Genomic DNA, 25,606 nt, shown 5'->3' with positions numbered 1-25,606 from the left:
CAGTGCTCCCTCCGGGGGACGAGCAGGTCAGAAACCGAGGTACGCGTGCCGCAGTTCGACGTCGTCACGCAGCCGGGCGGCCGGGGCGGCGGTGACCACCCGCCCGAGGGACATCACCACGCCCTGGTCGGCGACGGAGAGGGCGCTGCGCACGTTCTGCTCGACCAGCAGCACGGTCAGGCCGGTACCGTCGCGCAGCCGGCGCAGCAGGGCCATGATCTGGGCGACCACCCGCGGCGCCAGGCCGAGCGACGGCTCGTCGAGCAGCAGCAGGCGGGGCCGGCCGACCAGCGCCCGGCCCAGCGCGAGCATCTGCCGCTCGCCGCCGGAGAGCTGGTGGCCGAGGTTGCGGCGGCGCCGGGCCAGCGGCTCGAAGAGCTGATAGACCTCGTCCAGGGCGCGCCCGGCGTCGGCCCGGTCCCGTCGCCACAGCCCGCCGAGCCGGAGGTTCTCGTCGACGGTCAGCTCGCCGATCACCCCCCGCCCCTCCGGGACGTGCGCCATGCCACGCCGGACGAGCTGCTCCACCGGTGTGCCGCCCAGGTCCTCCCCGGCGAGCAGGATCCGGCCGGACACCGGACGGAGCATGCCGGAGAGCGCACGCAGCAGGGTGGTCTTGCCGGCGCCGTTCGCCCCCACCACCGCCGCGATGGTGCCGGTGGGGATGGAGAGGTCGACCGCGTGCAGCACGGGCGCGGCCCCGTAGCCCGCCACCAGCCCACGCACCACGAGCAGGTCGTCCGCGCTCACGGGGCTGCCTCCTCGACGGCGGCTCCCAGGTAGGCGTCGGTGACCGCGGGGTCGTCGCGGATCTCGTCCGGCGTGCCGGCGGCGATCACCCGGCCGAAGTCGAGCACCACGAGCTCGTCGCAGACGGCCATCACCAGGTCCATGTGGTGCTCGACCAGCAGCACCGCGCAGGGGTCCGGGTCGCGGCGGGGCAACTGCCGGATCAGCTCCGCGAGCTCGGCGATGTCCTCGGCTCCCAGGCCGCCGGCGGGTTCGTCGAGCAGCAGCAGCCGGGGCCGGGCGGCCAGCGCGCGGGCCAGGGCGACCCGCTGGCGTACGGCGAAGGGCAGCGTGCCCGGCGCGGCGTCGGCGTGCCCGGCGATCCCCAGGTCGTCGAGGATGTCCAGGGCGTGCCGGCGCAGCCGCCGCTCGTCCCGGTCGCTGCGTGGCAGCCCGAGCAGCGCAGGAACGAAGCCGGCCCGCGCGGTGTGCGAGGCGCCGGTCATCACGTTCTCCAGCACGGTGAGCCCGGCGAACAGCCCGGTCCCCTGCAGGGTCCGGGCGATGCCGAGCCGGGTCAGTCGGTGCGGCCGTGGTCGCAGGTCGCGGCCGTCGAGGGTGAGCGAACCGGTCTGCGGCGTGACGAAGCCGCAGATCACGTTGAACAGCGTGGTCTTGCCGGCGCCGTTGGGCCCGATGACGCCCACCACCCGGTGGGGCGGCACGCGCAGCGAGACGTCGTCGAGGGCGGTGAGGCCTCCGAAGCGCACTCCGATGTGGTGCAGTGCAAGCCCGTCCTCCATCACCCATCCCTCGCTCGTGGCGGGTGTTATTTACACCCGCAGTGTACTTTTCTCGATCACCGCGTCAAGACCTTCGATGCCTCACGCCCGCAGGCGAACGGGGCGGCCGCCACCGGCGGCCGCCCCCCGGTTCGCAGGTCAGGAACTGGGACAGGTGTTGCGGTACTCCTCGATCGACAGACCGCTCGGCCCCGGGCAGAGGAACTGCTCGTAGCGGGTGTCGTTGTCGACGAACCGCTTGAGCCAGGCCACCATCTGCCGGGCGGTCGGCGTGTTCACCGACTGCGGGAAGAAGTGGCTGGCGCCGTTGAGTTCCAGGTACGCCTTCTCCGAGCTGGCCGGGATGCTGCTGTAGAAGGGTTCCGAGTGCGACGAGACCGGCGCGACGGTGTCGCTCTCGCCACCGATGATCAGCGTCGGCACCTGGACGCCGGACCAGGTCTTGTCCAGGTTCCACGGCGCGAGCGGCACGGCCGCCTGGAGGGACGGGCGGGAGACGGCGGCTTCCAGGGTGCCGCCACCACCCATCGAGTGGCCGGCCACCGCGAGCCGGGTTCCGTCGATCCGGCCGCGCACCGAGCTGCGCTGGACCAGGTAGTCGAGCGCGGCGAGCAGCTGCCGACCCCGGCTGTCCGGCTGGTCGTACCGGCTGTTGGTCTCGATGCCGATCACCACGAACCCGTGCGAGGCGATCCGCGGGCCGAGCCAGCTGAGGCTGGACCAGGAGGCGGTGTAGCCGGGTGAGATGGCGATGGCGCCGAAGGTGCCCTCGCTGGTGCTGGTCGGGTAGTAGATGACTCCGCCGCCGAAGCCGGTGACACTCAGCGAGGAGACGCCCTGGGAGGCGGTGGCGAACGGACCGCGGCTGGCCTCCAGGATCGCGACGGTCGGGGCGGGACCGCGCTCGTACGGGTTCTCCGCGGCGTGCGCGGCGCCGGTGGGGCCGGCCAGGACGCCGCCGGCGACCAGGGTGGCGGCCAGCGCCAGCCGGACGCGGGCGGCCACGGAACGGGGACGGGTGGTGGTTGGTGGGGACACGTCGGGCACTCCCTAGGGTCGAGCGGTATCGACGTTCGTCAGTTTTCGACGTTTCCGCCGGCCTGCGCATCGGTGAAATCACCAGTCCCGCCGACTCCCGCTCCGGGCCGATCCGTCAGACGGGCGTGCCATGATGCCGCTCCCCTCGACGAAGGAGCTTGGCGACATGGCCACGGTGATGGTTCGGGACGAGACAGCGACCGGGCGGGCCATCGCCCAGTGGCCCCTGGCGGGCCTGCCGGAGCGCATCTCGGCACGGGAACTGGTGCGGCTGCGGGTACGCGAGGAGGTCGCGCGCTTCAACGCCGAGCAGGCCGAGCACTTCCGGGGCCTGGTGCAGCCGACCGGCACCGAGGCGACGCTGAACGGCTACCGGGTCACCCGCGGCCGGCGGCTGGACTGGGAGCGCCAGGCCGAGGCCGCGTGCGACGCCTTCGCCCGCAACGGTTTCGTGCTGCTGGTCGGGGACCGCCAGATCGAGGACCTGGACGAGGAGATCGATCTGCGCAGCGATGCGGACATCGCGTTCGTCCGGCTCGTCGCGCTGGTGGGTGGCTGACATGGGTGACTGGGTGGATCTGCTTCCCGGTCTGACCGAGGCGGAGAGCCGGCAGGTGGAGGACGGCCTGCCGGAGGCCGACGCGCGGGTCCGGGCCGTGCTCCGCATGGCACCTGGGTACTACTGGTCCGCCTCGGTGACCACCGGGCGGGAGTGGACGGTCGTCGGTTCCTGGCCGGTGGAGGACCGGCGCCGCGGCGCGCTGGCCATGCACCGGGAAGCGGCGACCCGTTCGATCCCCACCGCGTTGAACGACGTGGTGCGGAGCCTGGCGGAGGGAGAGCTTCCGTGGACCCGGGCCGACCTCGTGTGGTGTCTGGAGGTGGCCGGGCGCGGATGCGAGTACACCGACGGCGCTCACCTCGAGCTGCCGGCCGTGATCGCCGCGCGCCTGGCCCCCGCCGAGCTGCACGACCTGGTACCGGCCCTCACCGCCCTGCTCAGCGAGCTGACCGATGACGCCTTCCTGGCCGCGACGGCTCGACGACGCGCCGTCACGCTGATCGGGCAGGCGGTGGACCGCGCCACCGGTCGCCGCTTCCCGTCCTGGTTGCTGCACGACGGAGACGGGTTCGGGCCGCTGGTCCGCACCGAACTGGGTGCGCTCCTCGCCGGCCCGGGTGCACCGGAGTTGCTGACGTTCTGCGCCTCACTGGACAAGCCGGCAGCACCGGCGAAGTGGCTGCGTGGCCTCGACGAACGCCTCCTGGCCACCCCGGGCGGCGCCGAGGTCGTACGCGGGGTCCTGGAGGCGTTCGTCGCCCACCGGCAATCCGTGCACGACGACTCGGACCGCCTCCTGCGCGGGCTGGTGTGGGCACTGTCGCGGCAGCCCGACGACGGGGCCACCGATCTGCTGGCCCGGGTCACCGCGGCCGCGGCGGCGGCGCCACGACGTGCCGCCGGGTACCCCCACGCCCAGCGGACGGCGGTCGCCGCCGTGCAGTTGCTGGCGGCACGGGGAGGTGACGTGCCGGTCCAGGCCCTGGCGAGGCTGGCAGTCACGGTGCGCAACAAGGCGGTGCAGAGCCGGGTCCGGGCCGCGCTGATCCGGCTCGGGGCACTGCGCGGGTGGTCGCTCGCCGAGGTGCTGGAACTCGCCGTCGACGACCACGGGCTCGACCGCGACGGGCGGCTGCGCACACGGGTCGGGCCGTACGACGCGACAGTCGAGGTGGTGGGCGAGAAGGCGCGGCTGACCTTCGCCCGCGACGGTGCCCCGCTCAAGGGCGTGCCGGCCCTCGTTCGGCAGGCGCACGACGACGAGCTCAGACAGCTGCGTGATCTGGTCAAGCGTGTCGGCGCGACCCTGGTCTCCGAGCGCCAGCGGGTGGAGGGGCTGTTGTCCGAGGAGCGCACCTGGGCGTACCCGGACTGGGTCTCCCGATTCCTGGACCACCCGGTCACCGGCACCTACGGGCGGCGGCTGGTGTGGGAGACCAGCGCCGACGGGCGCCGCTGGACGACGGGTCTGCCACGGCACGACAGCGACGGGTGGACGATCGCCGGCCTCGACGGCGGCACCATCACCGGTAACCGGGTCCGGTTGTGGCACCCCGTCCGGGCCGGCGTGGACGAGGTGCTCGCGTGGCGGACGCACGTGCTCGCCACGGGCCTCGCGCAACCGTTCAAACAGGCGTTCCGGGAGGTCTACCTGCTCACACCGGCCGAGGAGGAGACGCGGACCTACTCCAACCGGTTCGCCGCGCACATCCTGCGCTACCGGCAGGCGAACGCGCTGATGCGCGTACGGGGCTGGCAGGCCGGCTACCTCGGCACCTGGGACGGCGGATACGACAGCGAGGCCACCAAGCTGCTCGGCGGCGGCGACTGGCGGGCGTCCTTCCACCACCAGCTGGTCGAGACCGAGGACGGTCGGGACCACGAGGTGCGGTACTGCTCGACCGACCAGGTGCGCTTCGCCCGACGCGACGGCGCCACCTGGCAGCCCACCCCGGTCGTCGACGTGCCACCGCTGGTGTTCACCGAGGCGATGCGCGACGTGGACCTCTTCGTCGGCGTCACGTCGATCGCCACCGACCCGCAGTGGGCCGATCGCGGCGAGGACCGGTTCCACGCCTACTGGCACCGCACGGCCATCGGTGCGCTGACCCCCTCGGCGGAGGTACGCCGGGACGCGCTGGCCCGGCTGCTGCCACGGATGAGGATCGCCGACCGGGTGGAACTCTCGGACCGGTTCCTGCGCGTGCGCGGCACCATCGGCAGCTACCGGATCCACCTCGGCTCCGCCAACGTGATGACGGAGCCCGACGACGCCTACCTGTGCATCGTCCCCGCGCGCGACCACGCCGGTCGGATCCACCTGCCGTTCGAGGACGACCCGGTGCTGTCCCTGATCCTGTCCAAGGCGGTCATGCTCGCCGCCGACGACACGATCACCGACGACACGGTGCTGCGCCAGCTCGCCCGCTGAGCGGGCGTCGGCAGTCGTTCCTCCTCCCTGGGGAGGAGGAACGACTCCGACCGCCGGTCGGAACCGGGGCCGGCGGTCGGGCGCGGGCAGCGGATACGCTCGCCAGCATCTACAGGCATGACTACCGCACTGCGCCGGGCGGCACACTGGCACCGCCCACTGATGCTCTTCGTATCCGCGATGGCGGTGCTCGCCGTCATCTCCGCGGTCGGCGTCCTCGTCGACCCGCGCGTCCTCACCGGCGCGCCGATCTGGCTGAAGCCGTTCAAGTTCTCGGTGTCCTTCGTGCTGTACGGGATCACCCTCGCCTGGATGCTCTCCCTGCTGCCCCGGCGGAGCCGGACCGCCGAGTGGGCGGGCACGGTCATCGTCGCGACGTCGCTGATCGAGATGGTGGTGATCGTCGGGCAGGTCCTGCGCGGCACGACCAGTCACTTCAACGGCACCACCCCGCTGGACAGCGCCCTGTTCACGGTGATGGGCGCGTCGATCGCCGTGCTGTTCGTCGCACACTTCGTCATCGGGATCGTGGTGTTGCGGCGCCGGATCGCCGACCGCGCCGCCGCGTACGCGGTGGGGCTGGGAATCGGCCTTTCCCTGCTCGGCATGCTGGCGGCGGTGCCGATGGTGCTGCCCGCCCAGGAGCCGGGGATCGAGGGCATCAGTGGGGCGCACAGCGTGGGCGTGGCGGACGGCGGGCCCGGGCTGCCGCTGTTCGGCTGGAGCACCACCGGCGGCGACCTGCGGATCGGGCACTTCGTGGGCCTGCACGCCCTGCAGGCGTTGCCGATGCTCGCGATCCTGCTGAGCCGGTTCCTCGGCACGCGGCTGGACGAGCGCACCCGCGTACGGCTGCTGGTGATCGCGGGCGCGGCCTACGGCGTACTCACGATGCTGTTGACCTGGCAGGCCCTGCGCGGACAGCCGCTGCTGCGGCCGGACGCGCTGACGCTGGCCGCCGTGGCGGCGCTGGTGCTGGCGACCGTGACCGCCGTCGGCGTGGTCGTGGCGCGCCGTCGCGGCGCGGAACTGGCTTTGGCGGCATGACCGCGACGCTGTTCTCCCTGACCTTCGCGGTGGCGGCGCCGTTCTGGGCGCTGATGATCCTGCTACCGCGCTGGTCCTGGACCAGGCGGATCATCTCCTCGCCGCTGATCGTGCTGCCGGTCGTGGTCAGCTACGCGCTGCTGGTGGTCCCGGCGTTCGGGGAGGTGCTGCCGGCGGTCCTGTCGCCGACCCTGGGCGGCGTACGCGACCTGCTCGGCACGTCCGACGGCGCGGCGGCGGCCTGGGCGCACATGATCGCGTTCGACCTGTTCGTCGGCCGGTGGGCCTGGCTCGACAGCCGGGAGCGGGGCGTACCGGCACTGGTCATGGCTCCGGTGCTGGTGCTGACGATCCTGCTCGGACCGCTCGGCCTGGCCGCCTACCTCGGGGTCCGGGCCGGTTGGCGCCCGGCGGCGGCCGGTCCTGCTCGCCAGCCGCAGCGCCTAGGCTGATCCGGTGGGGTGGCTGGGACGACTCTTCGACGGGCGGGACAGGCTCGCGCGGATGCTGCTGCTCGACCTCAGCGGCCTCGGCTACCTGCTCTTCGGCACCCAGGCCGGGCGCGCGCCGACGACCACGCAGTGGCTCCTCGCGGTGGTCGCGTTCGCCGTCGCGCTGGTGCTCCACCGCCGGCCGTTGGTCAACTTCGCGGTGCAGGTGACACTGCTGGCGGTCGCGATCCAGATCATCGACGACACGACGATCAACCAGGTGGGTGCCGGCTGGGCGCTGCTCGAGGTGGCCATGTGGGCGCCGCAGCCACGCCTCATCTGGCTGGCCGCCGCGCTGCTGGGCACGGTTTCGCTGACCGACTCGATCGGCGATCCGTGGCGCCGGGTCCTCTCCGGCGTCTTCGGGCTGACCGTGCAGGTCGGCGTGCCGCTCCTGCTGGGTCTGGTCATCCGGACCACCCGGGAACTCGGCCGGCAGGCCGAGCAGCGGGCGCTGGCCGAGCAGCGCCGGCGCGAGTCGGAGAGCCGGGCCGCGCGCGCCGACGAGCGCAGCGCCATCGCCCGCGAACTGCACGACGTGGTCGCGCACCACGTGGCGTCGATGGTGCTGCGGGTCGGCGTGGCACGGCACGTGCTCCCGAACCTGGACCCGCGGGTCGGCGAAGTGTTCGACGACGTGCACGGCACCGGAACGGCGGCCCTGGCCGACCTGCGCCACCTGGTCGCGGTCCTGCGCGACCCCGACGGGGTACGCGCCGACGCGGCGCTGACCGCGATCGAGCCCTCGGCGCTGCCGGCGGCACTCGCCGCGGCGGTCGACCGAGCCCGTCAGGCCGGTGTCACGGTGGAGGCCGACATCGACCCGGCGGTCGGCACGCTCGATGCGGTACGGGGGCTGGCGGTGCTGCGGCTGACCCAGGAGGCGCTGACCAACGTGGCGAAGCACGCGGGCGCGTCGGCACTGGCCCGCCTCGCGGTCTCCGTGGTCGACGGGGTCGTCCACTGGGAGGTCTCGGACAACGGGCGCGGTCAGGTTCCGGCCGCCATGCCGCCCGGGGGTGGCCACGGCATCACCGGCATGCGGGAACGCGTCGAGGTCCTCGGCGGTCACCTGGAGGCCGGCCCGACCGACACGGGTTGGCGGGTCCGTACCGTCCTTCCGGCCTCCCCGCCGACGGCCTCCCCCGCCGCGCCCGCCGTCCGGCCCGCACCCCACGACCACGCGGCCCCCGCCGCACCACACCCGACGGAGGTGGCGTGATCCGCGTCCTGCTGGTCGACGACCAGCACCTCATCCGCGCGGGCCTGCGCATGCTCTGCGACGCCCAGCCCGACATCGAGGTCGTCGGCGAGGCCGACAACGGCCGCGATGCGATCTCCCTCGCCGCGCGGCTCGTTCCCGACGTCGTGGTCATGGACCTGCGCATGCCGGGCGTCGACGGGATCACGGCGACCAGCCGGATCCTCGCCGACCGCCCCGCCACCCGCGTCCTGGTGCTGACCACGTTCGGCGACGACGACCACCTCTACCCGGCTCTGACCGCCGGCGCCTGCGGGTTCCTGCTCAAGGACGCGCCCCCCGCCGACCTGCTGGACGGCGTCCGCCGGGCCGCGGCGGGCGACAGCCCGTTCAGCCAGGAGGTGCTCCAGCGCCTGGTGAAGCGCGCGGTGCACGCCCGAGCCGAGACGCCACGGCCGGCCCAGGGCCTGACCGCACGCGAACAGGACGTGCTCAACCTGGTCGCCGAGGGCCTGTCCAACACCGAGATCGCCGACCGGCTGCACATCGGCGTCACCACGGTGAAGACCCACATCACCAGCCTGATGACCAAGACCAACAGCCCCAACCGGGTACGACTGGCCCTGTTCGCCCACGGCACCTGAGCGCTGGGCTGCGCGGTCCCCTCGACTATGGTGACGGCCGGGGGGTGGGAGATGGCGCCGGAGGTGTCCCCGCGCAGGGCCGGCGGGGCGCTCGTCGTGCTGTCGCTGGCCGCGTTCGCGTTCATCACGACCGAGCTGTTGCCGATCGGCCTGCTCACCCACATCGCACCCGAACTCGACCGGTCCCGCTCACAGGTGGGCCTCCTGGTCAGCGGGTACGCCATCGTGGTGCTGCTGACGTCCGTACCGCTGACCCGGCTGACCCACCGGATCCCCCGCCGCCACCTGCTCGGCGTCACCCTGGTCCTCTTCGCCGGCGCGAACGCCGTCGCCGCGCTCGCCCCGACATACGCGGTGCTGGCCGGCGCCCGCGTCGTGACCGCTCTCACCCAGGCCATGTTCTGGTCCGTCGCCTCGGCGACCGTGACCGGCCCCTTCCCGGTCGCCGTGCGCGGCCGGGTGGTCGCGGTGTTCTCGACCGGGGCGGCGCTCGCCCCGGTGCTCGGCGTTCCGCTGGGCACCTGGCTCGGGCAGCAGGCGGGCTGGCGTACGGCGTTCGCGGTGCTGGCCGGTGTCGGTCTGGCGATCGCGGTGGCGGTGGTCGTCCTCATACCGTCCTACCCGCCGGCCGCCGGGGGCGCCGCGCGGGGCACCGCACCCGACGCGCGGCGCTTCGCGGCGCTACTGGTCGCGACCGGCCTCACCGTCGCCGGCTTCCTGACCCTGCAGACCTACGTCACGCCGTTCCTGCTCGACGTGAGCGGCTTCGACGACGCCGCGCTGGCGCCGCTGCTGTTCGTCTCCGGCGCGGCCGGCATCGTCGGCACGATCACCGTGGCCCGCACCCTGGACGCCCGCCCGGTCGTCTCGCTGCTGGCGCCGCTGAGTGTCGGCGCGGCCTCGCTGCTCGGCCTGTACGCGCTCGGCACGCTCGGGCCCGCCACGGTCGTCCTCCTCGCGTGCGTGGGACTCGCCTATGCGGCCTTCGCCACCGCCGTGCAGAGTCGGATGCTGCAACTGGCTCCCGGCAGCACCGACATCGCCTCGGCCGGCGTCAGCACCGCCTTCAACGCCGGCATCGCCGCCGGTTCGCTGCTCGGCGGCGTGCTCCTGCCCGGCCCCGGGCCACGGCTGCTCGCGCTGATCGGCGGGCTGCTGACCCTGGCCGCGCTCGCGGTCCTCGCCGTCGACGCCCGCCGGCGCGCGGCCCCGCCGGTCGCCGCGATGCCGGGGGCACGCCCGGTGTCGGGCCTCGACGGCGAGGAGCGGGCTGCGAGGGCCCGGTGACCGACCGCACGCAGCCGCGGACCTCGTTTTAGATCCACATCACGCCTCCTAGGATGGCCCCGATCGCTGCACCGTCCGACGAAGGGGAGACCGCCGTGAGCCAGACCGAGAGGTTGGATTCGGCCGAGGAGTGGAACGTGGCCGAGGACGATGGAGTCCTGGACGCCTCGGACACCCTCGACGACGACCGCGTGGGTGACCCGCTCGACACCGGCATCATCGCCGAGGACCACTGGTCCGGCGCCAACCGGTTCGGCACGACGCCGGCCGAGGAGCGGGCGGGCGAGTCGTTGGAGCAGTTGCTCGCCGAGGAGGAACCGGACATCGACCCGTACGCCGAGAGTGTCGACGACGAGGACGAGCTGACCCGGCGGGGCTACGAGCGCGAGGCGCGCGCGGGCCGCCTGGTGGCCGACGACGAGGGCCTCGGCGAGGACCGGGAGGCCGAATCGGTGGCCTGGGATGTCGGGATCGACGCCGGCGCCGCCAGCGCCGAGGAAGCCGCGGTGCACCTCGTCGACGACCCGGACGGGCCCGGGGACGGTCCGCTGCGCTGACGCCCGCTTCGAGGGCTGGGCCGGACCTGTCCGGCCGGGCCACGCCGCCGCGCCCAGCACCACGGGTGGGCGCTGAGCGCGGCGGCGGGTGGCTCAGTGGATGATGACCGGCGCCTTCGCCTGGTCGGCCTGGTCGTCGAGCCGCTGGGCCGGCTGACGCCGACGCGGCAGCAGGGCGGCCGGGATGAACGTGGCCAGGACCAGCGCGAACGCGACCCAGAACGTGGTGGCGAACGAGTTGGCGGCGAAGGCGAGCCCCCGCTCGATGAGCGACGGGTCGGGAACCTGCTGGGCCAGCTGCGGCTGCTGCTGGGCGGCGATGGCCAGGCCGGCCTCGGTGACCGGCTCGCCGCTCGGGTCGGTGAGGCCGGGAATCGGCCGGGAGCCGTTCAGCTCGTTGGTGAGGATGACCGACATCACCGCGGCGCCGATCGACCCGCCGATCTGCTGGAGGATGTTGACCAGGGTGGAGCCGCGCGCCACCTCCTGGGCCTGCAACGTCCGCAGAGCCGAGGTCATGATCGGCATCATCGTGCCGCCCATGCCCAGGCCCATCACGAACAACGACCCGCACAGCAGCAGGTACGAGGTCTGCGAGTCGACCTGGGTGAAGCTGAAGAACCCCAGGACGATGAGCGCCAGCGCGAACGGGACCGTACGCCCGATCGGCACCCGGTCGGCCAGCGTGCCGGCGATCGGCATCGTGATCATCGCGCCGATGCCCTGCGGCGCCATCAGCAGGCCGGCGGTCAGCGTCGACTCACCGCGCACCTGCAGGAAGTAGCTCGGGAACAGCAGGCCGGCGCCCATGAACGCGATGATGAACACGAACAGCGTCACCGAGGCGATGGTCAGGTTGCGGTTGGCGAACAGCCGCAGGTCGAGCAGCGGGTGGCGGGGCTTGAAGGAGTAGAGCACGAACGCCACCACCAGCGTGGCGCCGACCAGCATGGGCGCCCACACCTCGGTGTCGGCGAACGTGCCCGCCTCCGGCAGCGAGGAGACGCCGTAGAGGAAGAGCGCGAGCCCCGGCGAGAGCATGAGCATGCCGAGGAAGTCGAACGACTCCGACGGCTCGGGCGCGTCCTTCGGCAGCGCCATCTGCGCGTAGATCAGCGCGACGACACCGATCGGCAGGTTGATCAGGAAGATCCAGTGCCAGCTCGCGGTGTCGATCAGCCAACCACCGAGGATCGGCCCGCCGATCGGCCCGAGGAGCATGGGGATGCCGAGGACGGCCATCAGTCGGCCGATCCGGTGCGGCCCGGCCGCCCGGGTCATGATGGTCATGCCGAGCGGCATGAGCATGCCACCGCCGAGGCCCTGCAGGACGCGGTAGCCGATCAGCTCGCCGATCGAGTCGGCGGTGGCGCAGAGCCCGGACCCGATCGTGAACAGGGCCAGCGCCACCATGTAGAGGCGCTTGGTGCCGAACCGGTCGGCGGCCCACCCGCTGAGCGGGATCACCGTGGCCAGCGCCAGGGTGTAGCCGGTCATCGTCCACGCGACGCGCGCGTAGGAGGCGTCGAACTCGCTCTGGAACTTGGGCAGCGCCACGCTGACCACCGTCACGTCGAGGATCGACATGATCGCACCGAGGACGACGACGCCCGCCACCTTGAGAACCGCGGCGTCGAGCCGGTCCGGTGTCGTGGCAGATTGCTGGGTCACAAACTCTCCTGAAATCGTTGAGCCGGCGAAGGAGGCGGTGGCGGCGGTGCCGCGCCCTCCGGACGCGGGACGCGACGCATGGTGGCGACGACGCGCGCAGGCAGACTAACCGGAGGCTCCGACGCTTCGCCGCCGGTTTAGGGGCCACCGGCGAGGCGGGGCCGATCGGCCGTACGACGGGAACCGGACGTCGGAACGTCGATCGCCCGACACCGGCCGGCCGGCTGCCCTCGTTCGTCCTCCCCGGCACCGCCTGCTCGATCGCCTGACACCGCTGGTCACGGTGCCGGAGGCCCGGGACCGGCCAGCGACCGAGCCCCCGGGCAGCGGTCGCCCGCTTATGACATTGCAGTTGCATTGCCAAACCCGGTACAGTGGGATGCAATGCAGCCGTATTGCAAAAGGGGAGGCGCAGCATGCACGTGATCGCGTTGTCGGAGCTGACCGCCGACATGGTCGACCTGGTGGGCGGTAAGGCGGCCGGGCTGGGTGAGCTGATCCGGCGGGGCGAGCGGGTGCCCGAGGGGTTCTGCGTCACCACCGAGGCGTACCGGCTCGGCGTCCTGCCGCACGCCGAGATCGTCGACGCGTACCAGCGGCTCGGTGCGGGGCCGGTGGCGGTGCGCTCCAGCGCGACCGCCGAGGACCTGCCGGACGCGAGCTTCGCCGGACAGCAGGACAGCGTCCTCGACGTCACCGGTGCCGCCGAGCTGCTCGCCGCGATCGAGAAGTGCTGGGCCTCGCTGCACAGCGCCCGCGCGGTCGCGTACCGCGACGCACACCAGATCGACCACGAGACGGTACGGATGGCCGTCGTCGTGCAACGGATGATCGCCCCCCGGGCGGCCGGGGTGTTGTTCACCGCGAACCCGCTCACCGGCAGCCGGGCCGAGATGCTGGTCGACGCCGCGCCGGGCCTCGGCACGACGGTGGTGGACGGCGCGGCGGCCGTGGACCACTACGTCCTCGGCGACGCGGCGCCGGAGAGCGCCGGTTGCCTGACGCCGGCACAACTGGCCCAGCTACGGGCCACGGGTGAGCGGCTCCAGGACCACTTCGGCTGCCCGCAGGACGTGGAATGGGCGATCGACGCGGACGGCGTGCTGTGGTTGCTGCAGTCGCGCCCCATCACCACCCTGTTCCCCCTGCCGCCGGACACCGGGAAGCCCCTCCCCCGCATCTACCTGGAGTTCGGCCACGTCCAGGGCATGCTGCGGCCGGTCACCCCGATGGGCATGTCCACGCTGCGCACACAGGTCGCCGCGATGCTGGCGGCGCTCGGCATCCGCGCCGAGATCGTCGACATCGGCGGGCGCCTCTACGGTGACCTGACCGACCTGGCGCGGAACAGAGCCACCCGCAAGCGCCTGGTCAAGCTCCTGGCGGTCGACTTCGGCCCCCGGGCGCAGGCGGTGATGCGGCACATCCTCGCCGATCCGCGGTTCGCTCCGACGAAGGGCAGCACCGGGCGCGGGGCCGCCGCGGGGGCCGAGTCCCTGCGGACCGCCGCACGCGCGGTGGTGGGCATCCTGCGCGCGCTGGCGCGTCCCGACGCGGCCCGGACGCGGATGTTCGAGGCGATCGAGCAGCTCAGGCGCCGGTCGGTCGCCCCAGCCGACCTGGGCACGGCCGCCGAGCGGCTGAGCTTCGTACGGGCGCAGGACTCGGAAGACAGCGCCGACGACATCATCTGGCCCATCGTGGCCGGCATGCTCGCCGCCGCGCTGCCGGCCCAACTGCTCAAGGGCGTCGCCGACCCGCACGAGATCCACACCGTGCTGGGCGGGATGCCGCACAACGTCACCATCGAGATGGACCTGGCGCTCTGGCGGCTCGCCCAGGGCGCGGCGGACCACCGCCCATTGCTGCTCGAGACCCCACCCGACGAGTTGGCCGCGCGGTATCTGCGGGGCACGCTGCCCGACCTCGGGCTGGCGGAGTTCCTGAGCGACTACGGCCACCGTGGCGTCGCCGAGGTCGACCTCGGTGTGCCGCGCTGGGACGAGGATCCGGCACCGATCTTCGCGGTGATCGCCAACTACCTGCGGGTCACCGATCCCGAGCAGGCGCCCGACCGGCGCTTCCACCGGGCCGCGGCGGCGGCCGAAGCCGCGCTCGGGGAGCTGGTGGCGCGGGCCCGCCGTCGACGGCCGGTGCGCGGCAGGCTCGCCGGGTTCCTGCTGCGCCGGGCCCGGTCCCTCGCCGGTCTGCGCGAGGCGGGTAAGTTCGCCGGCCTCTACCCGCTGCGGGAGACGCGCCGGCAACTGTTGTTCATCGGCGCCGACCTGACCGGCGCCGGGCTGCTGGAGCAGCCCGACGACATCATGTTCCTGACCCTCGACGAGGTGCACGATGCCGTGCACCGCAGCGTCGACCACCGCGAGACGGTCGCCGCCCGCCGGGCGGTGCACCGCCGGGAGCTGCGCCGCGCGACCGTACCGGTGGCACTGCTGTCCGACGGCACCGACGTCGAGACCGTACTGCCGGTGGCGCCGGCCGGCGACGGCACGCTCACCGGCGTGGGTGCGTCGGCGGGCCGGGTGACCGGCCCCGCCCGGGTCGTCCACGACCCGGCCACGGCCCACATCGAGCCGGGCGAGATCCTCGTCGCCGCGACCACCGACCCCGGGTGGACTCCGCTGTTCCTCACCGCCGCCGCGCTGGTCACCGAGACCGGTGCGGTCATGGCCCACGGCCCCACCGTGGCCCGCGAGTACGGCATCCCCGCTGTCATCTGTGTGCCCGACGCGACCCGCAGGATCTGCACCGGGCAGCTCGTCACCGTCGACGGCGCCGCCGGAACCGTCACCGTGTCACCCCCGGCCGCCGCCGACCCGACCGCCGGGGGGCGACCATGACCGACACGAAGACCCCGACCGCGGCGAAGGCCCGCCCGCTGCTGCGCCGGGCCGCCGCGACCGAGAGCGCGATGTGGCGCAGCCTGTACGTGTGGGCGCGGCGCCGGCCCCTGCCGTTGGCCCCGGGCGACGACCCGTTCAGCTACCTCGGCGTGGTCAAGCCGATCCTCGGCATCTTCATCGGCCTGTCGGCCGTCGAGATCCCGATCTTCGACCTCATCGTCACCAACGTGGTGCCGTGGCGGCCGGCCCGCTGGATCGTGCTCGTCCTCGGCATCTGGGGTTTGCTGTGGATGGTCGGCCTCCTCGCGAGCATGAAGGTGCACCCGCACGTCGTGGGTGACACGGGCATCCGGGTGCGGCTGAGCGCGGGCATCGACCTTCGGGTGCCCTGGCAGGACATCGAGGCGATATCCAAGCGGCATCGTTCGCTGCCCTCCAGCAGGTCCGTGCAGATCGAGGAGGAGGGCGAGCGTCGGGTGCTGCACGTCGTGGTGGGCAGCCAGACGAGCGTCGACGTCCGGCTGCGCCGGCCGACGATCTTCGACCTGCCGCAGGGCCCGACCGAGCCGATCGACGAGCTGCGACTGTACGCCGACGACCCGGACGGCTTCCTCCGCAGCGCTCGCGGCGCGTGAAACGATCGACGCCGTGCCCAAGAAGGTCGATCACCAGGAGCGACGCGAGCTCATCGCCGACGCGTTGATGCGGGTTGCCGCGGCTCAGGGCCTGGAAGCCGTCAGCCTCCGCCATGTCGCCGCCGCCGCCGGCGTCTCGGCCGGGATGGTGCAGCACTACTTCCGCACCAAGGACGAGATGATGGCGTTCGCGCTCAGCGTGGTGCGGGAACGCAGCCAGATCCGGGTCACCGACGCGATGGCTCGGCTGGGCGACGCTCCACCTCCACGGCTGCTGCTGCGCACGATGATCGCGGCGCTGCTGCCGCTCGACCAGCGGTCCCGCGACGACGGGCGGGTGGCGCTGGCGTTCCTCGCCTACACCGCCGTACGACCGGAGGCCGCCGCCGGTCTGCACGAGGAGACCGCGCAGCTCACCCGATTCATCGCCAGTGTCCTTCCGGTTCGCGACGCCGACGCCGCCGCGGCCGGGCTGTTGGCGCTCATGGAGGGGTTGGGCGTCTACCTGCTCGGCGGGCAGTACACCGCCGAGCAGGCCCTGAGCGCGCTGGACGCCCACCTCGACCTGCTCTTCAGCTCGACGGCCGCATCTTCTGGTTGACCCGGGTGCGGCGGCGGGATCCGCCGCCGCACCCCACCTGACGTCAAAGGCCGGGGGAATTCAGCCGATGACGCGAGCAGCCGGCCCGCGACCGCTATGTTCTGAAAAGTCCATAACGTCCGCACGACCGGAAGTGAGCAGATGTCGCATCATCTCGACACCCCACTCGCCGCACAGAGCGGCCAGCTCTTCACCGACGATCTGTTCGTCTTCGACGGCGAACGCGGAACCGTGTTCGTCATGGACGTCAACAGCTCGGTGACGAAGGCCGACATCAAGCGCGGCTTCCACGCCGAGGCACGGTACGAGTTCAAGATTCACTTCAACGGCGCGGATCTCGAGGAGTTGACCTACCGGGTGGCTTTCGGGGAGCCGGACGGCGCCGGAAAGCAGACGCTGACCCTGCACGCGCTCACCGGCGCGGACGCGCGCGACGACGGCGCGACCGGCACACTTCTCGCCCAGGGACAGACCGGCGAGGTGGTGAGCGGCGACAACCTGCGGATCTGGGCCGGCCGGATCACCGACCCGTTCTACATCGACCTCGACCAGCTGGCGATCGTGAACGCCGCCGTCATGAACGGCGCGAAGGTGGACCGGTCGGCGTGGCGGCCCGAGAACGCGAAGAACAGCTTCGCCGGCACGACGGTCGAGTCGATCGTCCTGGAGATCGCCAAGGACGAGCCGCTGCTGCCCGACGGCACGGAGATCGGTGTCTGGTGCGGCACCAAACTGGCGACCGACGCCGGGGGCTGGCGGCCGATCAACCGCGCCGGCCACCCCATGATGTGGCCGATCTTCTGGCCCACCGACACCGACTTCACCAACCCGGCCAACGTCCGGCACCCCAGTAACGACCTGAAGGAGGACGGCCAGGAGATCGCCTCGGCGGTCGCCGGGGTCGTGGCGGCGAACGGCACCGCACCCGATCCGCAGGCGTACGGCTGGAGCGTGGCCCGGCAGGTCTATCCCGACGTGCTGTCGTACCGGATCGGGACACCGGCGAACTACGGCTTCGCGGTCCGCAACGGGCGCACCATGTTCGACAACGCGCCGGAGGTGATGTTCGCCCTGGTGCTGAACACCGCCATGACCTCGGGCCTCACCCCGGACGTTACCAAGGACGCCCGCTCCAGCACCTTCCCGTACGTCGTGCCGGCCTGACCGCTGCCGCCACCGACCCGCACCATCAGTCGTTCGCGGGCCGCAGTCGCACGCGTCGCAGGAGCTGGGCGTTGAGCGCGACCACGATGGTGGAGGCCGACATGAGCACCGCTGCGACCGCCGGGCTGAGCGCCACCCCGGCCCAGGCGAGCACGCCGGCGGCGAGCGGCAGGGCGACCACGTTGTAGCCGGCGGCCCAGGCCAGGTTCTGGATCATCTTGCGGTAGGAGGCGCGGGACAGCCGGATCACACCGGTGACCCCGCGCGGGTCGGAGGAGGCGAGCACGACCCCGGCGGACTCGATGGCGACGTCGGTGCCGGCGCCGATGGCGATGCCGACGTCGGCGCGGGCCAGGGCGGGAGCGTCGTTCACGCCGTCGCCGACCATCGCCACCCGCAGGCCCCTGCGTTGCAGCTCACCGACCGCCTCGTCCTTGTCGGCGGGCAGGACCTCGGCGAACACCTCGTCCTCGCCGGGTCGGAACCCGAGATCGGCGGCGACCGCCTCGGCCACCGGCCGCGCGTCACCGGTGATCATCACGATCTTGCGGATGCCCTGCTGGCGCAGCTCGGCGATGGCCTGCCGAGCCTCGGGGCGGACCTGGTCCTCCAGGGCCAGGGCGCCGAGGACCGTGGCCTGGTCGCCGCGCAGGCGCAGCAGGTGCAGCACGGCCGCGCCACGGCGCGACCACTGCTCCTGCCGGCCGGCCAGGTCGGTCGGAGCGTCCACGTGCCACTCGCGCAGCAGCGCCGGCCCCCCGACGGCGTACTCGACGCCGTCGATGTCGGCCCGGACCCCTCGGCCGGTCAGGGAGCGGAAGCCGGTGGCGCGGCGGGCGGCGCCGTGCTGGGCCGCGGTGGCGACGATGGCGCGGGCCAGCGGGTGTTCGCTGTCGGCCTCGACCGCCGCCGCCAGGGCGAGGACCTCGTCATCGCTGACGCCACCGCTGCCGGCGACGCCGGCGACGACGTGCTCACCGCGGGTCAGGGTGCCGGTCTTGTCGAACAGCACCGCGTCGACGGTGCGCATCCGCTCCAACGCGAGGCGGTCCTTGACCAGGATGCCGCCCTTGGCGGCGACCGCGGTGGACAGCGCGATCACCAGCGGGATGGCCAGGCCGAGCGCATGGGGGCAGGCGATCACCAGCACGGTGACGGTGCGTACCACCGCCTCGTCGAGGTTGCCGATCAGCGTCCAGGTCAGCACCGTCGCCACGGCGGTGGCGGTGGCGATGTAGAACAGCCAGGCCGCGAACCGGTCGGCGAGGACCTGCGCCCGACCGCTGGAGCGCTGGGCCTGCGCGACCAGGCGTTGGATGCCGGCCAGTGCGGTGTCCTCGCCGACGGCCTCGATCCGGACCCGGATCGCCGCGTCGGTGGCGACCGTGCCGGCCACCACCCGGTCACCGGTCGAGCGGGACACCGGCCGCGACTCACCGGTGATCATCGACTCGTCCATCTCGGCGCCGCCGTCGCCGATCCGCCCGTCGGCGGGCACCCGACCGCCCGGGCGCACGAGGACCAGGTCGCCGACGCGCAGGTCGGCCACCGCCACCCGCTGCGGCCGGCCGTCCGGGTCGAGCCGCTCGGCGTCGTCGGGCAGCAGCGCCGCGAGCGCCGACAACGCGCCCTGCGCCTGCCCGATGGCCTTCATCTCCTGCCAGTGCCCGAGGAGCATGATGGTGACCAGGGCGGCCAGTTCCCACCAGAAGTCGAGGTCGAACGCGCCCACCGCGGTGGCCAGCGACGCCACGTAGGCGACCGTGATGGCCATCGCGATGAGCAGCATCATCCCCGGGGCCCGGTCGCGGATCTCGCGCAGCGCGCCCTGCAGGAACGGCCAGCCGCCGTAGGCGAACACCACCGTGCCCAGCACCGGGCCCACCCAGTCGATGCCAGGGAAGTCGAGCCGGTAGCCGAACCAGTCCATCACCATGTGACTGGTCGCGACGATCGGCACGGTCAACGCCAGGCTCAGCCAGAACTTGCGGCGGAACATCTCCGGGTCGTGCCCGGCGTGCTTGTCATGCCCCCCGTGCGGGTCGTGCCCGGCGTGCTGACCGTGGCCGGCCCGGCCGTCGTCGCGCGACTGCTGGTCCGCGGGGGCGCCGGTGTGCACCCCGGCCATCTGATGGTGCTGGTGTTCGTGCGACATCGTCATCGCCTCCTCACCGTCAACATACCCCCGGGGGGTATATCCCGTCCAGGCTCGTCGATGTCCCGTGGATCACTCGGAACGCCGATCCGCGCCGGCGGGCGGAATGCTCGCGGCCGCCGGCTCAGGGCGCGCGCAGGATCAGCGGCGGCCGACCGCTGCCACCGCCAACGCTAGCTATCACCGTGCGTCTCGTCCGCCGAACCCCGATCTGCCGGGCGGCGCCCCACACGGTCACTGGCAGGGGTGCCACTCCCCGCTCTCCTTGACCAGGGTGAAGGTGTTGGTGAACGTCGCGCCGGTCTCCTGGACCATCCGAACGGTGACCGTCGCGCTCACCCTGCCGTTGGTGTTGGAGACGTAAACCCCGTCGATCTTGTAGCTCGTCATCTTCAACTGCGCCGACTGGATCCGGGTGAACTCCTCCTGCGAGGTGGCGTTGCGCACCCTGCCACACAGTTGGCCGTAGGCGCCCTGGTAGTCGCCGGCGAGCACGTCGTCGAGGTACGCCGCGGTCGCGTCGCGGGCCGGCCCGGCATTGTTGGTGTAGGTGCGATAGAGCCAGAACCCGCCGCAGGCACCACCCAGACAGCACACCGCCAGCACCGCGGCGACGACGATCAGGACCGTGCGGGTTGTCCGGTGGGGCTTGGGCGCGGGCACCAGCATCGGCTCGTACGTCATGGCCGCGATGGTAGGCCCGGCCGACCACAACACTTCCCACCGTGGAACGAGAACCGGCACCCGCGGTGCGCCACCTCGTTCAGCGATGGGCCTTCAGGCGGCTCCAGGTGCTCGGCGGCGCCAGCGCACCGCTGCGCAGCGCCGTCTCGACCGGAGGGCGGTCGCCGGCGACCGCGGTGAGCCGACCGTGTTCGGCGCCCGCCGCGAGTCGCGCTGGCACGGGCGGGATGTCGGCGGTGAGCCGGACGACCATCCCCGGCCACCCGATCACGTCGAGTTGGCCGTCGGCGCTGATCGTCGTACCGGTGCCGATCGGACCGCGCACCGCCGCCACGGCCTGCCCGGCCCGTACGACCGTTTGCACGTCGAGCGCGGCGGTGGCCGCCCGGACCAGCGAGCGACTCGCCTTGAACACCGCCGTCAACTGCTCGGGGGTGTGCGCCCCGGGCTGGCCGAGCACCGCGCCGACGATGGTGAGCCGCACCGAGCCGACCCGCACCACCGCGGCCCAGACCAGGCAGCCGCCGGCCTCGTCCGTGGAGCCGGTCTTGACCCCGACGACGCCGTCCTTGCCGACCAGCGTGTTGTAGTTCTTCACCGTTCCGGCCACCGGAAGCGTCGCCTCCCGCTGTGCCACGATCTCCGCGAACGCGGGCAACGCCATCGCCTTGCGCGCCAGGATCACCTGGTCGACCGCCGTGCTGACGGTGTCCGGATCGAGGCCGGACGGATCGGTGTAGCGGGTCTTCGACATGCCCAGCGCGGCGGCCGTGGCGTTCATCTTCGCGACGAACGCGTCGACGCTGCCCGCGTCCCAGGCGGCGAGAATCCTCGCCATGTTGTTCGCCGACGGCAGCAACACGGCCTGCAACGCCTGTCGCTCGGTGAAGACCGCGCCGGCGGTGACGCGCACCAGAGACTCACCGCGCGCCTGTTCCTGCGGGTACGCGGCAGCCTGTCGGGCGCTGACGGTCAGCGTCGGGCCTTGCTCACCGACCTTGAGGGGGTGGTCGGTCAACACCACGTACGCGGTCATCACCTTCGTGACGCTCGCGATCGGCACCGCGGCGGTGCCGCCGGAGGTGCCCAGGGTGCCCAACCCGTCGACCGTGACGGCCGCCTGGCCGGATCGGGGCCACGGCAGCGCCGGCGGTTCACCGGGGATGGTCATGGAGGCGGGCAGCACGGGCGCGACGGTCGGCAGCGGCAGCGGGTGCCGCAGGGGCGCCACGACGAGCAGCACGGCGCCGAGCAGCAGGACCGCCACCATCGCGCTCACCAGCGACCGCAGACGGCGGGGCCGCCGTCTGGCCGGCGCCGGCTGGCCGCTCCCGGTCGTCATCGCGTTGCTGGACCGATACACCTGACTCATTGGCCCCCCATCGTTGGCGTACGTGATTCGCCGCTCTCCGGGAGCAGCGCGGCGGTGGCGGAGGCGGTGAGCCAGTCCCGGGCCCGCTCCAGCGTCCAGCCCCGGTCCCGTACGAGCGCGGTCCACGCTGTCTCGCCCAGATAGAACCAGAGCAGGTCGAGTGCGTCCTCGCGGCTCAGGCCCGGACGCAGCGCCCCGAGCGCGGCGAGCCGGTCGGCCACGACACCCAGGGACTGCTGGTAGGCGAGCACGATCCGGTCGTAGACCGCCGCGGCGGCCGGCTCGGACCGGCTCTGCGGAAACAGGTCGGAGATGACGTCCCAGTGCCGTTCGTGGGTCAGCCGCACCCCCTCACCCAGCAGGGACATGATCTCGACGGCGTCCTCGCGCGTCGTGACGGCGGCCAGCGTCTCGCCGACGGCCGGGTCGTGCACCACCGGCTCGAGCAACGCCGCCAGGATGTCCGCCTTCCCCCCGGTGCTGGTGTAGACGGTCGGTACGGCGACACCGGCGCACCGGGCGATCTGCGGCACGGTGGTCGCCGCGTACCCGTTGCTCATGAAGAGCGCGCGACCCGCCGCGAGGATCGCGGACCTGGTCGCCGCCGCCGCGTCAGCCCGGCGCGGCGAGTGATACCTGCTGGCTCCCACGAGGCGGAATGCTATCGAGCGTGTGATCCGTTGCACCAACGGCGCTCATATTGGCTATAGGTCCCTATAGCCAATAGGGTTTTCCCCATGTCAGAAACCAAGGCCGTCGTGGAGACCCGGGTCGTCCACGACGTGCACCGGATGGCCACCACCCTGCTCGCCGACGCCGCCGGGCGTGCCTCGGCGGACCTCTCCGCCGTGGACGAGCTACGGACCTTCCTGGTCAAGAACCTTCATCACCACCACGAGACCGAGGACCACATCCTGTGGCCGCTCATCGAGCAGGCCGCGCCGGGCGTCTCCACGCCACTGGCCGAGCTCAGCGAGGAGCACGAGACGCTCGATCGCGTGCTCGACGAGCTCGAGGCGGCGCCCCTCGACGGTGCCGAGCTGGCGACGGCGGCCCAGGCCCTCCGGGACATCGTCCACCGCCACCTCGAGCACGAGGAGCCGATCCTGTTCCCGGCCCTGCGCGCGCACGTCACCGAGCAGGCCTGGGACGAGTTCTCCGCACAGGTCATGGCGACCGCCCCGCCCGAGGCCGCGCACCTCGCGATCGGCTTCTTCGACCGGGTCGCCACCCCCGCCGAGGTGGAGATGCTCCTGGCCGGGCTGCCCGAGCCGGTGCGGGGCCTCGTCCCGATGATGCGCAAGCAGGCCGAGGAGGCCTTCGCGGCGCTCGGCGCCGCCTGACCGACGGACGAGAACAGGGGTGGGGCTCAGCTCCGCCCCGCCGCCGGGGCCGCCGGCCCGGGGAGCGCGGCATGCCCCGCCACCACCGACCTCACCGCGTACCCGGTAGGAATGGGGCGGGAGGTCCGGAGAGTGCCTCCACGTCCCCTTCGTAGAGTGCGACGTATCGCCGGTGGAACTCGGATCCGCCGCCGCCCAGCGAGGCGGTGGCGAGGATGTCGTGGCGGACGCCCGACGACTCCGGCAGTGTCCAGGAACCCAGGGGGATCCCGTTCGCCGCGGCGATCCGCCGGGGCAGGGCCATCGCCTGCGTGCGGTCCACCACCCCGTCGAGCGGGCTGATCGCGACCGCCGCCGTGCGCAGGCCGGTGCGGCGCGGTGGGTCCGGGAGGTTACGCACGATCCTCAGGTACTGGCTGACCGCGGCGAACGAGTAGCCGCGAGAGTTGATCCGGTCCGGGAGGACGCCGCGTCCGTACAGCGCGATGAGCGGCCTGACGGCGAACGCCGGCGCCTGACTCGGGTCCGGGCCGAAGAATGGTGACAGCAGGAGCAGGCGCCGCACCACGTCGCCACGGAACTGGGCCAGCCAGGTGGCCAGCACCGCTCCGCCGGAGATCCCGACGACCCCCACCTCGTCTCCCAGCCCCGCCGCGACGTTCACCGCCTCGGCGGCGTACGCGGTCAACTCACCGGCCTCGACCCCGTGGTGGGCCCGCCGGTCGACCATGCCGTGACGGGGCGCCCGCGGGATCCAGACGTTGTAGCCGCGGCTGAAGAACTCCCGGGCCAGCCGGTCGTACTGGTCCGGGCCGAGGGTGTAGCCGTGCAACAGCAGGACGACCCGGCCGGTACGGGTGCCGTGGCTCAGCAGGCGACTCCGGCATTCCGGCCGTACCTGTGGATCCGCCGCCTCGGCGGCGATGACGGCTTCGGCGGCCCGGGTGGCGGCGGTGAAGTCCAGTGATCGGGCCGGCGCGTCGCGCAACGCACGGTGGCGCAACGGCCACAGGAGGAGCACGGCGGCGGCCGTCCCGAGCAGCGTCAGCAGGCCGACGAGAACGACGAGGCAGTAACCGAGGACAGAGTGGGGCGCACCGAACAGTTCCACGGGTCATTGCAACGGCCGGGCTCGTGATCTATTCACCGGGCGGGCGCACATGTCCGCTGTGTCACACCACCGGCGGTGGCCCGGACGGCTATCGTCGCCGGGTGCCGGAACTCGTCGCGCCCACCACCGGTCTGCACGCCGCCTGGCTCGAGGCACATCGCGAATGGGGTCCCGGCCCGCACGAGGACGGTTTCGGGCTGCGGCCAGCCGACGAGGTGGACACCCCGGCCGGGTTCGCGGCCTGGGTGGCCCGGCTGGCCGACGAGTCGGATCCGGCACAGCCGCTGGACGCGGGTCTGGTGCGCTGCACGTACCGGTGGATCGTGGAGGGCGACCGGGTGGTCGGTGGAATCGCCCTGCGACACGAACTGGACGACTTCCTCCTGCGCGTCGCCGGTCACATCGGCTACGGCATCCGGCCCTCCGCGCGCGGACGCGGACTGGCCACCTGGGCACTGGGCCGCATGCTCGGGGAGGCGAAAGGCGTCGGCCTGGACCGGGTGCTGATCACCTGCGCGGTCGACAACGTCGCCTCGGCGAAGACCATCGAGCACCACGGCGGCGTCCTCGAGGACGTCCGGGACACCGAACTCGGTCTGGTCCGGCGGTACTGGGTGCAGGTCTAGCCCCGTTCGCCGTTTGCCGGGCGGAGGCGGGGGAAGACCCGGCCGACCGGGCCGGGCGGGCCCGTACCCGCCATGCCCGTGGCCCGGCGATGCTGACGATGCCGGGCAGACCCGAGGAGGAGCGAGGATGACCGCAGGCAGGAATGCCGTCCCGGCGGGCAGCCGACCGCCCGGGGCCCGCAAGTCCACCGGGGCGAAGAAGGCTCCGATGCCCCGGAAGGCGGCGGCGAAGAAGGTCGCCGCCGCCACGAAGCGGGCCACCGGCGCGAGTGTGGCCAAGAGTCCCGGCGAGAAACCCACGGCGACCACGGCCCGCGTCGCGCGGAAGAAGGACACCTCCGCCACCACGGCCACGCCCACCCGCAGGCCGACGGCGAAGGCGGTCGCCGCGAAGAACGCCCCGCCGAAGAAGGCACCCGCGACGAAGGCCGCGGCGAAGAAGGCACCCGCGAAGAAGACCACGCCGAGCCGGGCCCGAGTCACGTCCGGCACCAAGGTGCCGGGCAAGAAGGCGACCACCATGGAGTCGTTCGACAACCGACGTACGGCGCGCAAGGCCTGAACAGACGGCAGTGCCGGGTACGGAGGGTCTC

At 72.7% G+C, this 25,606-nt stretch carries 24 protein-coding genes; 15 read left to right on the top strand and 9 right to left on the bottom strand.

Annotation, left to right across the window (positions count from 1 at the left end; translation table 11 throughout):
• Nucleotides 1-27: 27 nt before the first annotated feature.
• The 3 genes from ACFOW4_RS15165 to ACFOW4_RS15155 all read right to left on the bottom strand — a co-directional run bounded on the left by ACFOW4_RS15165 (nucleotide 28) and on the right by ACFOW4_RS15155 (nucleotide 2,570).
• Nucleotides 28-750: an ABC transporter ATP-binding protein gene (locus ACFOW4_RS15165; RefSeq protein ID WP_377528051.1), complete on the bottom strand. Its 723-nt coding sequence runs from the start codon at nucleotides 748-750 to the stop codon at nucleotides 28-30.
• Nucleotides 747-1,532, bottom strand: a complete 786-nt coding sequence (locus ACFOW4_RS15160) for an ABC transporter ATP-binding protein (RefSeq protein ID WP_377528049.1) — start codon at nucleotides 1,530-1,532, stop codon at nucleotides 747-749. Before ACFOW4_RS15160 ends, ACFOW4_RS15165 begins: the two co-directional genes overlap by 4 nt.
• 138 nt (nucleotides 1,533-1,670) lie before the next feature.
• Entirely contained in the window at nucleotides 1,671-2,570 is a 900-nt protein-coding gene (locus ACFOW4_RS15155; RefSeq protein WP_377528047.1) for an alpha/beta hydrolase family protein, read from the bottom strand.
• A 166-nt stretch (nucleotides 2,571-2,736) separates the two neighbouring features.
• On the opposite strand from ACFOW4_RS15155, the gene ACFOW4_RS15150 reads away from it, so the two are divergent.
• The 8 genes from ACFOW4_RS15150 to ACFOW4_RS15115 all read left to right on the top strand — a co-directional run bounded on the left by ACFOW4_RS15150 (nucleotide 2,737) and on the right by ACFOW4_RS15115 (nucleotide 10,790).
• Nucleotides 2,737-3,129, top strand: coding sequence for a hypothetical protein (locus tag ACFOW4_RS15150; RefSeq protein WP_377528045.1), 393 nt, complete (start codon nucleotides 2,737-2,739; stop codon nucleotides 3,127-3,129).
• Between the two features lies 1 nt (nucleotide 3,130).
• Nucleotides 3,131-5,563 (top strand): DUF4132 domain-containing protein, encoded by a 2,433-nt coding sequence (locus ACFOW4_RS15145; protein ID WP_377528043.1) that lies wholly within the window; start codon nucleotides 3,131-3,133, stop codon nucleotides 5,561-5,563.
• 117 nt (nucleotides 5,564-5,680) lie between these two features.
• Complete coding sequence (locus ACFOW4_RS15140; RefSeq protein WP_377528041.1) at nucleotides 5,681-6,610, top strand: hypothetical protein; 930 nt, start codon at nucleotides 5,681-5,683, stop codon at nucleotides 6,608-6,610.
• The gene (locus tag ACFOW4_RS15135; RefSeq protein ID WP_377528039.1) at nucleotides 6,607-7,062 is read left to right on the top strand and encodes an ABA4-like family protein; all 456 of its coding nucleotides are present in this window, start codon (nucleotides 6,607-6,609) and stop codon (nucleotides 7,060-7,062) included. The genes ACFOW4_RS15140 and ACFOW4_RS15135 overlap by 4 nt, the downstream gene beginning before the upstream one ends.
• A gap of 4 nt (nucleotides 7,063-7,066) precedes the next feature.
• Nucleotides 7,067-8,323, top strand: coding sequence for a sensor histidine kinase (locus ACFOW4_RS15130; protein WP_377528037.1), 1,257 nt, complete (start codon nucleotides 7,067-7,069; stop codon nucleotides 8,321-8,323).
• Nucleotides 8,320-8,946, top strand: coding sequence for a response regulator (locus ACFOW4_RS15125; protein ID WP_377528035.1), 627 nt, complete (start codon nucleotides 8,320-8,322; stop codon nucleotides 8,944-8,946). Before ACFOW4_RS15130 ends, ACFOW4_RS15125 begins: the two co-directional genes overlap by 4 nt.
• 51 nt (nucleotides 8,947-8,997) lie before the next feature.
• Nucleotides 8,998-10,233, top strand: a complete 1,236-nt coding sequence (locus ACFOW4_RS15120; protein WP_377528033.1) for an MFS transporter — start codon at nucleotides 8,998-9,000, stop codon at nucleotides 10,231-10,233.
• 95 nt (nucleotides 10,234-10,328) lie between these two features.
• Nucleotides 10,329-10,790, top strand: coding sequence for a DUF5709 domain-containing protein (locus ACFOW4_RS15115; protein ID WP_377528031.1), 462 nt, complete (start codon nucleotides 10,329-10,331; stop codon nucleotides 10,788-10,790).
• Between the two features lie 93 nt (nucleotides 10,791-10,883).
• On the opposite strand, the gene ACFOW4_RS15110 is transcribed toward ACFOW4_RS15115, so the two are convergent.
• A complete protein-coding gene (locus tag ACFOW4_RS15110) occupies nucleotides 10,884-12,461 on the bottom strand; it encodes a DHA2 family efflux MFS transporter permease subunit (protein ID WP_377528029.1) in 1,578 nt (525 codons plus the stop codon).
• Between the two features lie 416 nt (nucleotides 12,462-12,877).
• Between ACFOW4_RS15110 and ACFOW4_RS15105 the strand changes: the two genes are divergently transcribed.
• From ACFOW4_RS15105 to ACFOW4_RS15090, 4 genes are all read left to right on the top strand, one after another.
• A complete protein-coding gene (locus tag ACFOW4_RS15105; protein WP_377528027.1) occupies nucleotides 12,878-15,319 on the top strand; it encodes a PEP/pyruvate-binding domain-containing protein in 2,442 nt (813 codons plus the stop codon).
• A complete protein-coding gene (locus tag ACFOW4_RS15100) occupies nucleotides 15,316-15,957 on the top strand; it encodes a hypothetical protein (RefSeq protein WP_377528025.1) in 642 nt (213 codons plus the stop codon). The genes ACFOW4_RS15105 and ACFOW4_RS15100 overlap by 4 nt, the downstream gene beginning before the upstream one ends.
• Before the next feature lie 13 nt (nucleotides 15,958-15,970).
• Complete coding sequence (locus ACFOW4_RS15095) at nucleotides 15,971-16,558, top strand: TetR/AcrR family transcriptional regulator (protein ID WP_377528023.1); 588 nt, start codon at nucleotides 15,971-15,973, stop codon at nucleotides 16,556-16,558.
• 141 nt (nucleotides 16,559-16,699) lie between these two features.
• Nucleotides 16,700-17,722, top strand: a complete 1,023-nt coding sequence (locus ACFOW4_RS15090; RefSeq protein ID WP_377528021.1) for a DUF4331 family protein — start codon at nucleotides 16,700-16,702, stop codon at nucleotides 17,720-17,722.
• A 25-nt stretch (nucleotides 17,723-17,747) separates the two neighbouring features.
• On the opposite strand, the gene ACFOW4_RS15085 is transcribed toward ACFOW4_RS15090, so the two are convergent.
• From ACFOW4_RS15085 to ACFOW4_RS15070, 4 genes are all read right to left on the bottom strand, one after another.
• Nucleotides 17,748-19,850 (bottom strand): heavy metal translocating P-type ATPase, encoded by a 2,103-nt coding sequence (locus ACFOW4_RS15085; RefSeq protein ID WP_377528188.1) that lies wholly within the window; start codon nucleotides 19,848-19,850, stop codon nucleotides 17,748-17,750.
• Nucleotides 19,851-20,111: 261 nt separating this feature from the next.
• Nucleotides 20,112-20,561: a hypothetical protein gene (locus ACFOW4_RS15080; RefSeq protein WP_377528019.1), complete on the bottom strand. Its 450-nt coding sequence runs from the start codon at nucleotides 20,559-20,561 to the stop codon at nucleotides 20,112-20,114.
• 79 nt (nucleotides 20,562-20,640) lie between these two features.
• A complete protein-coding gene (locus tag ACFOW4_RS15075) occupies nucleotides 20,641-21,831 on the bottom strand; it encodes a D-alanyl-D-alanine carboxypeptidase family protein (protein ID WP_377528186.1) in 1,191 nt (396 codons plus the stop codon).
• Between the two features lie 98 nt (nucleotides 21,832-21,929).
• Nucleotides 21,930-22,583: a TetR/AcrR family transcriptional regulator gene (locus ACFOW4_RS15070; protein WP_377528017.1), complete on the bottom strand. Its 654-nt coding sequence runs from the start codon at nucleotides 22,581-22,583 to the stop codon at nucleotides 21,930-21,932.
• An 87-nt stretch (nucleotides 22,584-22,670) separates the two neighbouring features.
• On the opposite strand from ACFOW4_RS15070, the gene ACFOW4_RS15065 reads away from it, so the two are divergent.
• Nucleotides 22,671-23,276 (top strand): hemerythrin domain-containing protein, encoded by a 606-nt coding sequence (locus ACFOW4_RS15065; RefSeq protein ID WP_377528015.1) that lies wholly within the window; start codon nucleotides 22,671-22,673, stop codon nucleotides 23,274-23,276.
• 91 nt (nucleotides 23,277-23,367) lie between these two features.
• Here the strand turns inward: ACFOW4_RS15065 and ACFOW4_RS15060 are convergent, their stop codons facing one another.
• Nucleotides 23,368-24,387, bottom strand: a complete 1,020-nt coding sequence (locus ACFOW4_RS15060; RefSeq protein WP_377528013.1) for an alpha/beta hydrolase — start codon at nucleotides 24,385-24,387, stop codon at nucleotides 23,368-23,370.
• Between the two features lie 101 nt (nucleotides 24,388-24,488).
• Here ACFOW4_RS15060 and ACFOW4_RS15055 point away from each other — a divergent pair, with 101 nt between their 5' ends.
• Entirely contained in the window at nucleotides 24,489-25,013 is a 525-nt protein-coding gene (locus tag ACFOW4_RS15055) for a GNAT family N-acetyltransferase (RefSeq protein WP_377528011.1), read from the top strand.
• Between the two features lie 127 nt (nucleotides 25,014-25,140).
• Nucleotides 25,141-25,575, top strand: coding sequence for a hypothetical protein (locus ACFOW4_RS15050; protein WP_377528009.1), 435 nt, complete (start codon nucleotides 25,141-25,143; stop codon nucleotides 25,573-25,575).
• Nucleotides 25,576-25,606: the final 31 nt, after the last annotated feature.

Origin of the sequence: Micromonospora sp. GCM10011542 (assembly GCF_042650685.1) — a bacterium.
Lineage (GTDB): Bacteria > Actinomycetota > Actinomycetes > Mycobacteriales > Micromonosporaceae > Micromonospora.
Note: the sequence above shows the minus strand (reverse complement) of the source record. Positions and strands in the feature narration are given on the sequence as shown.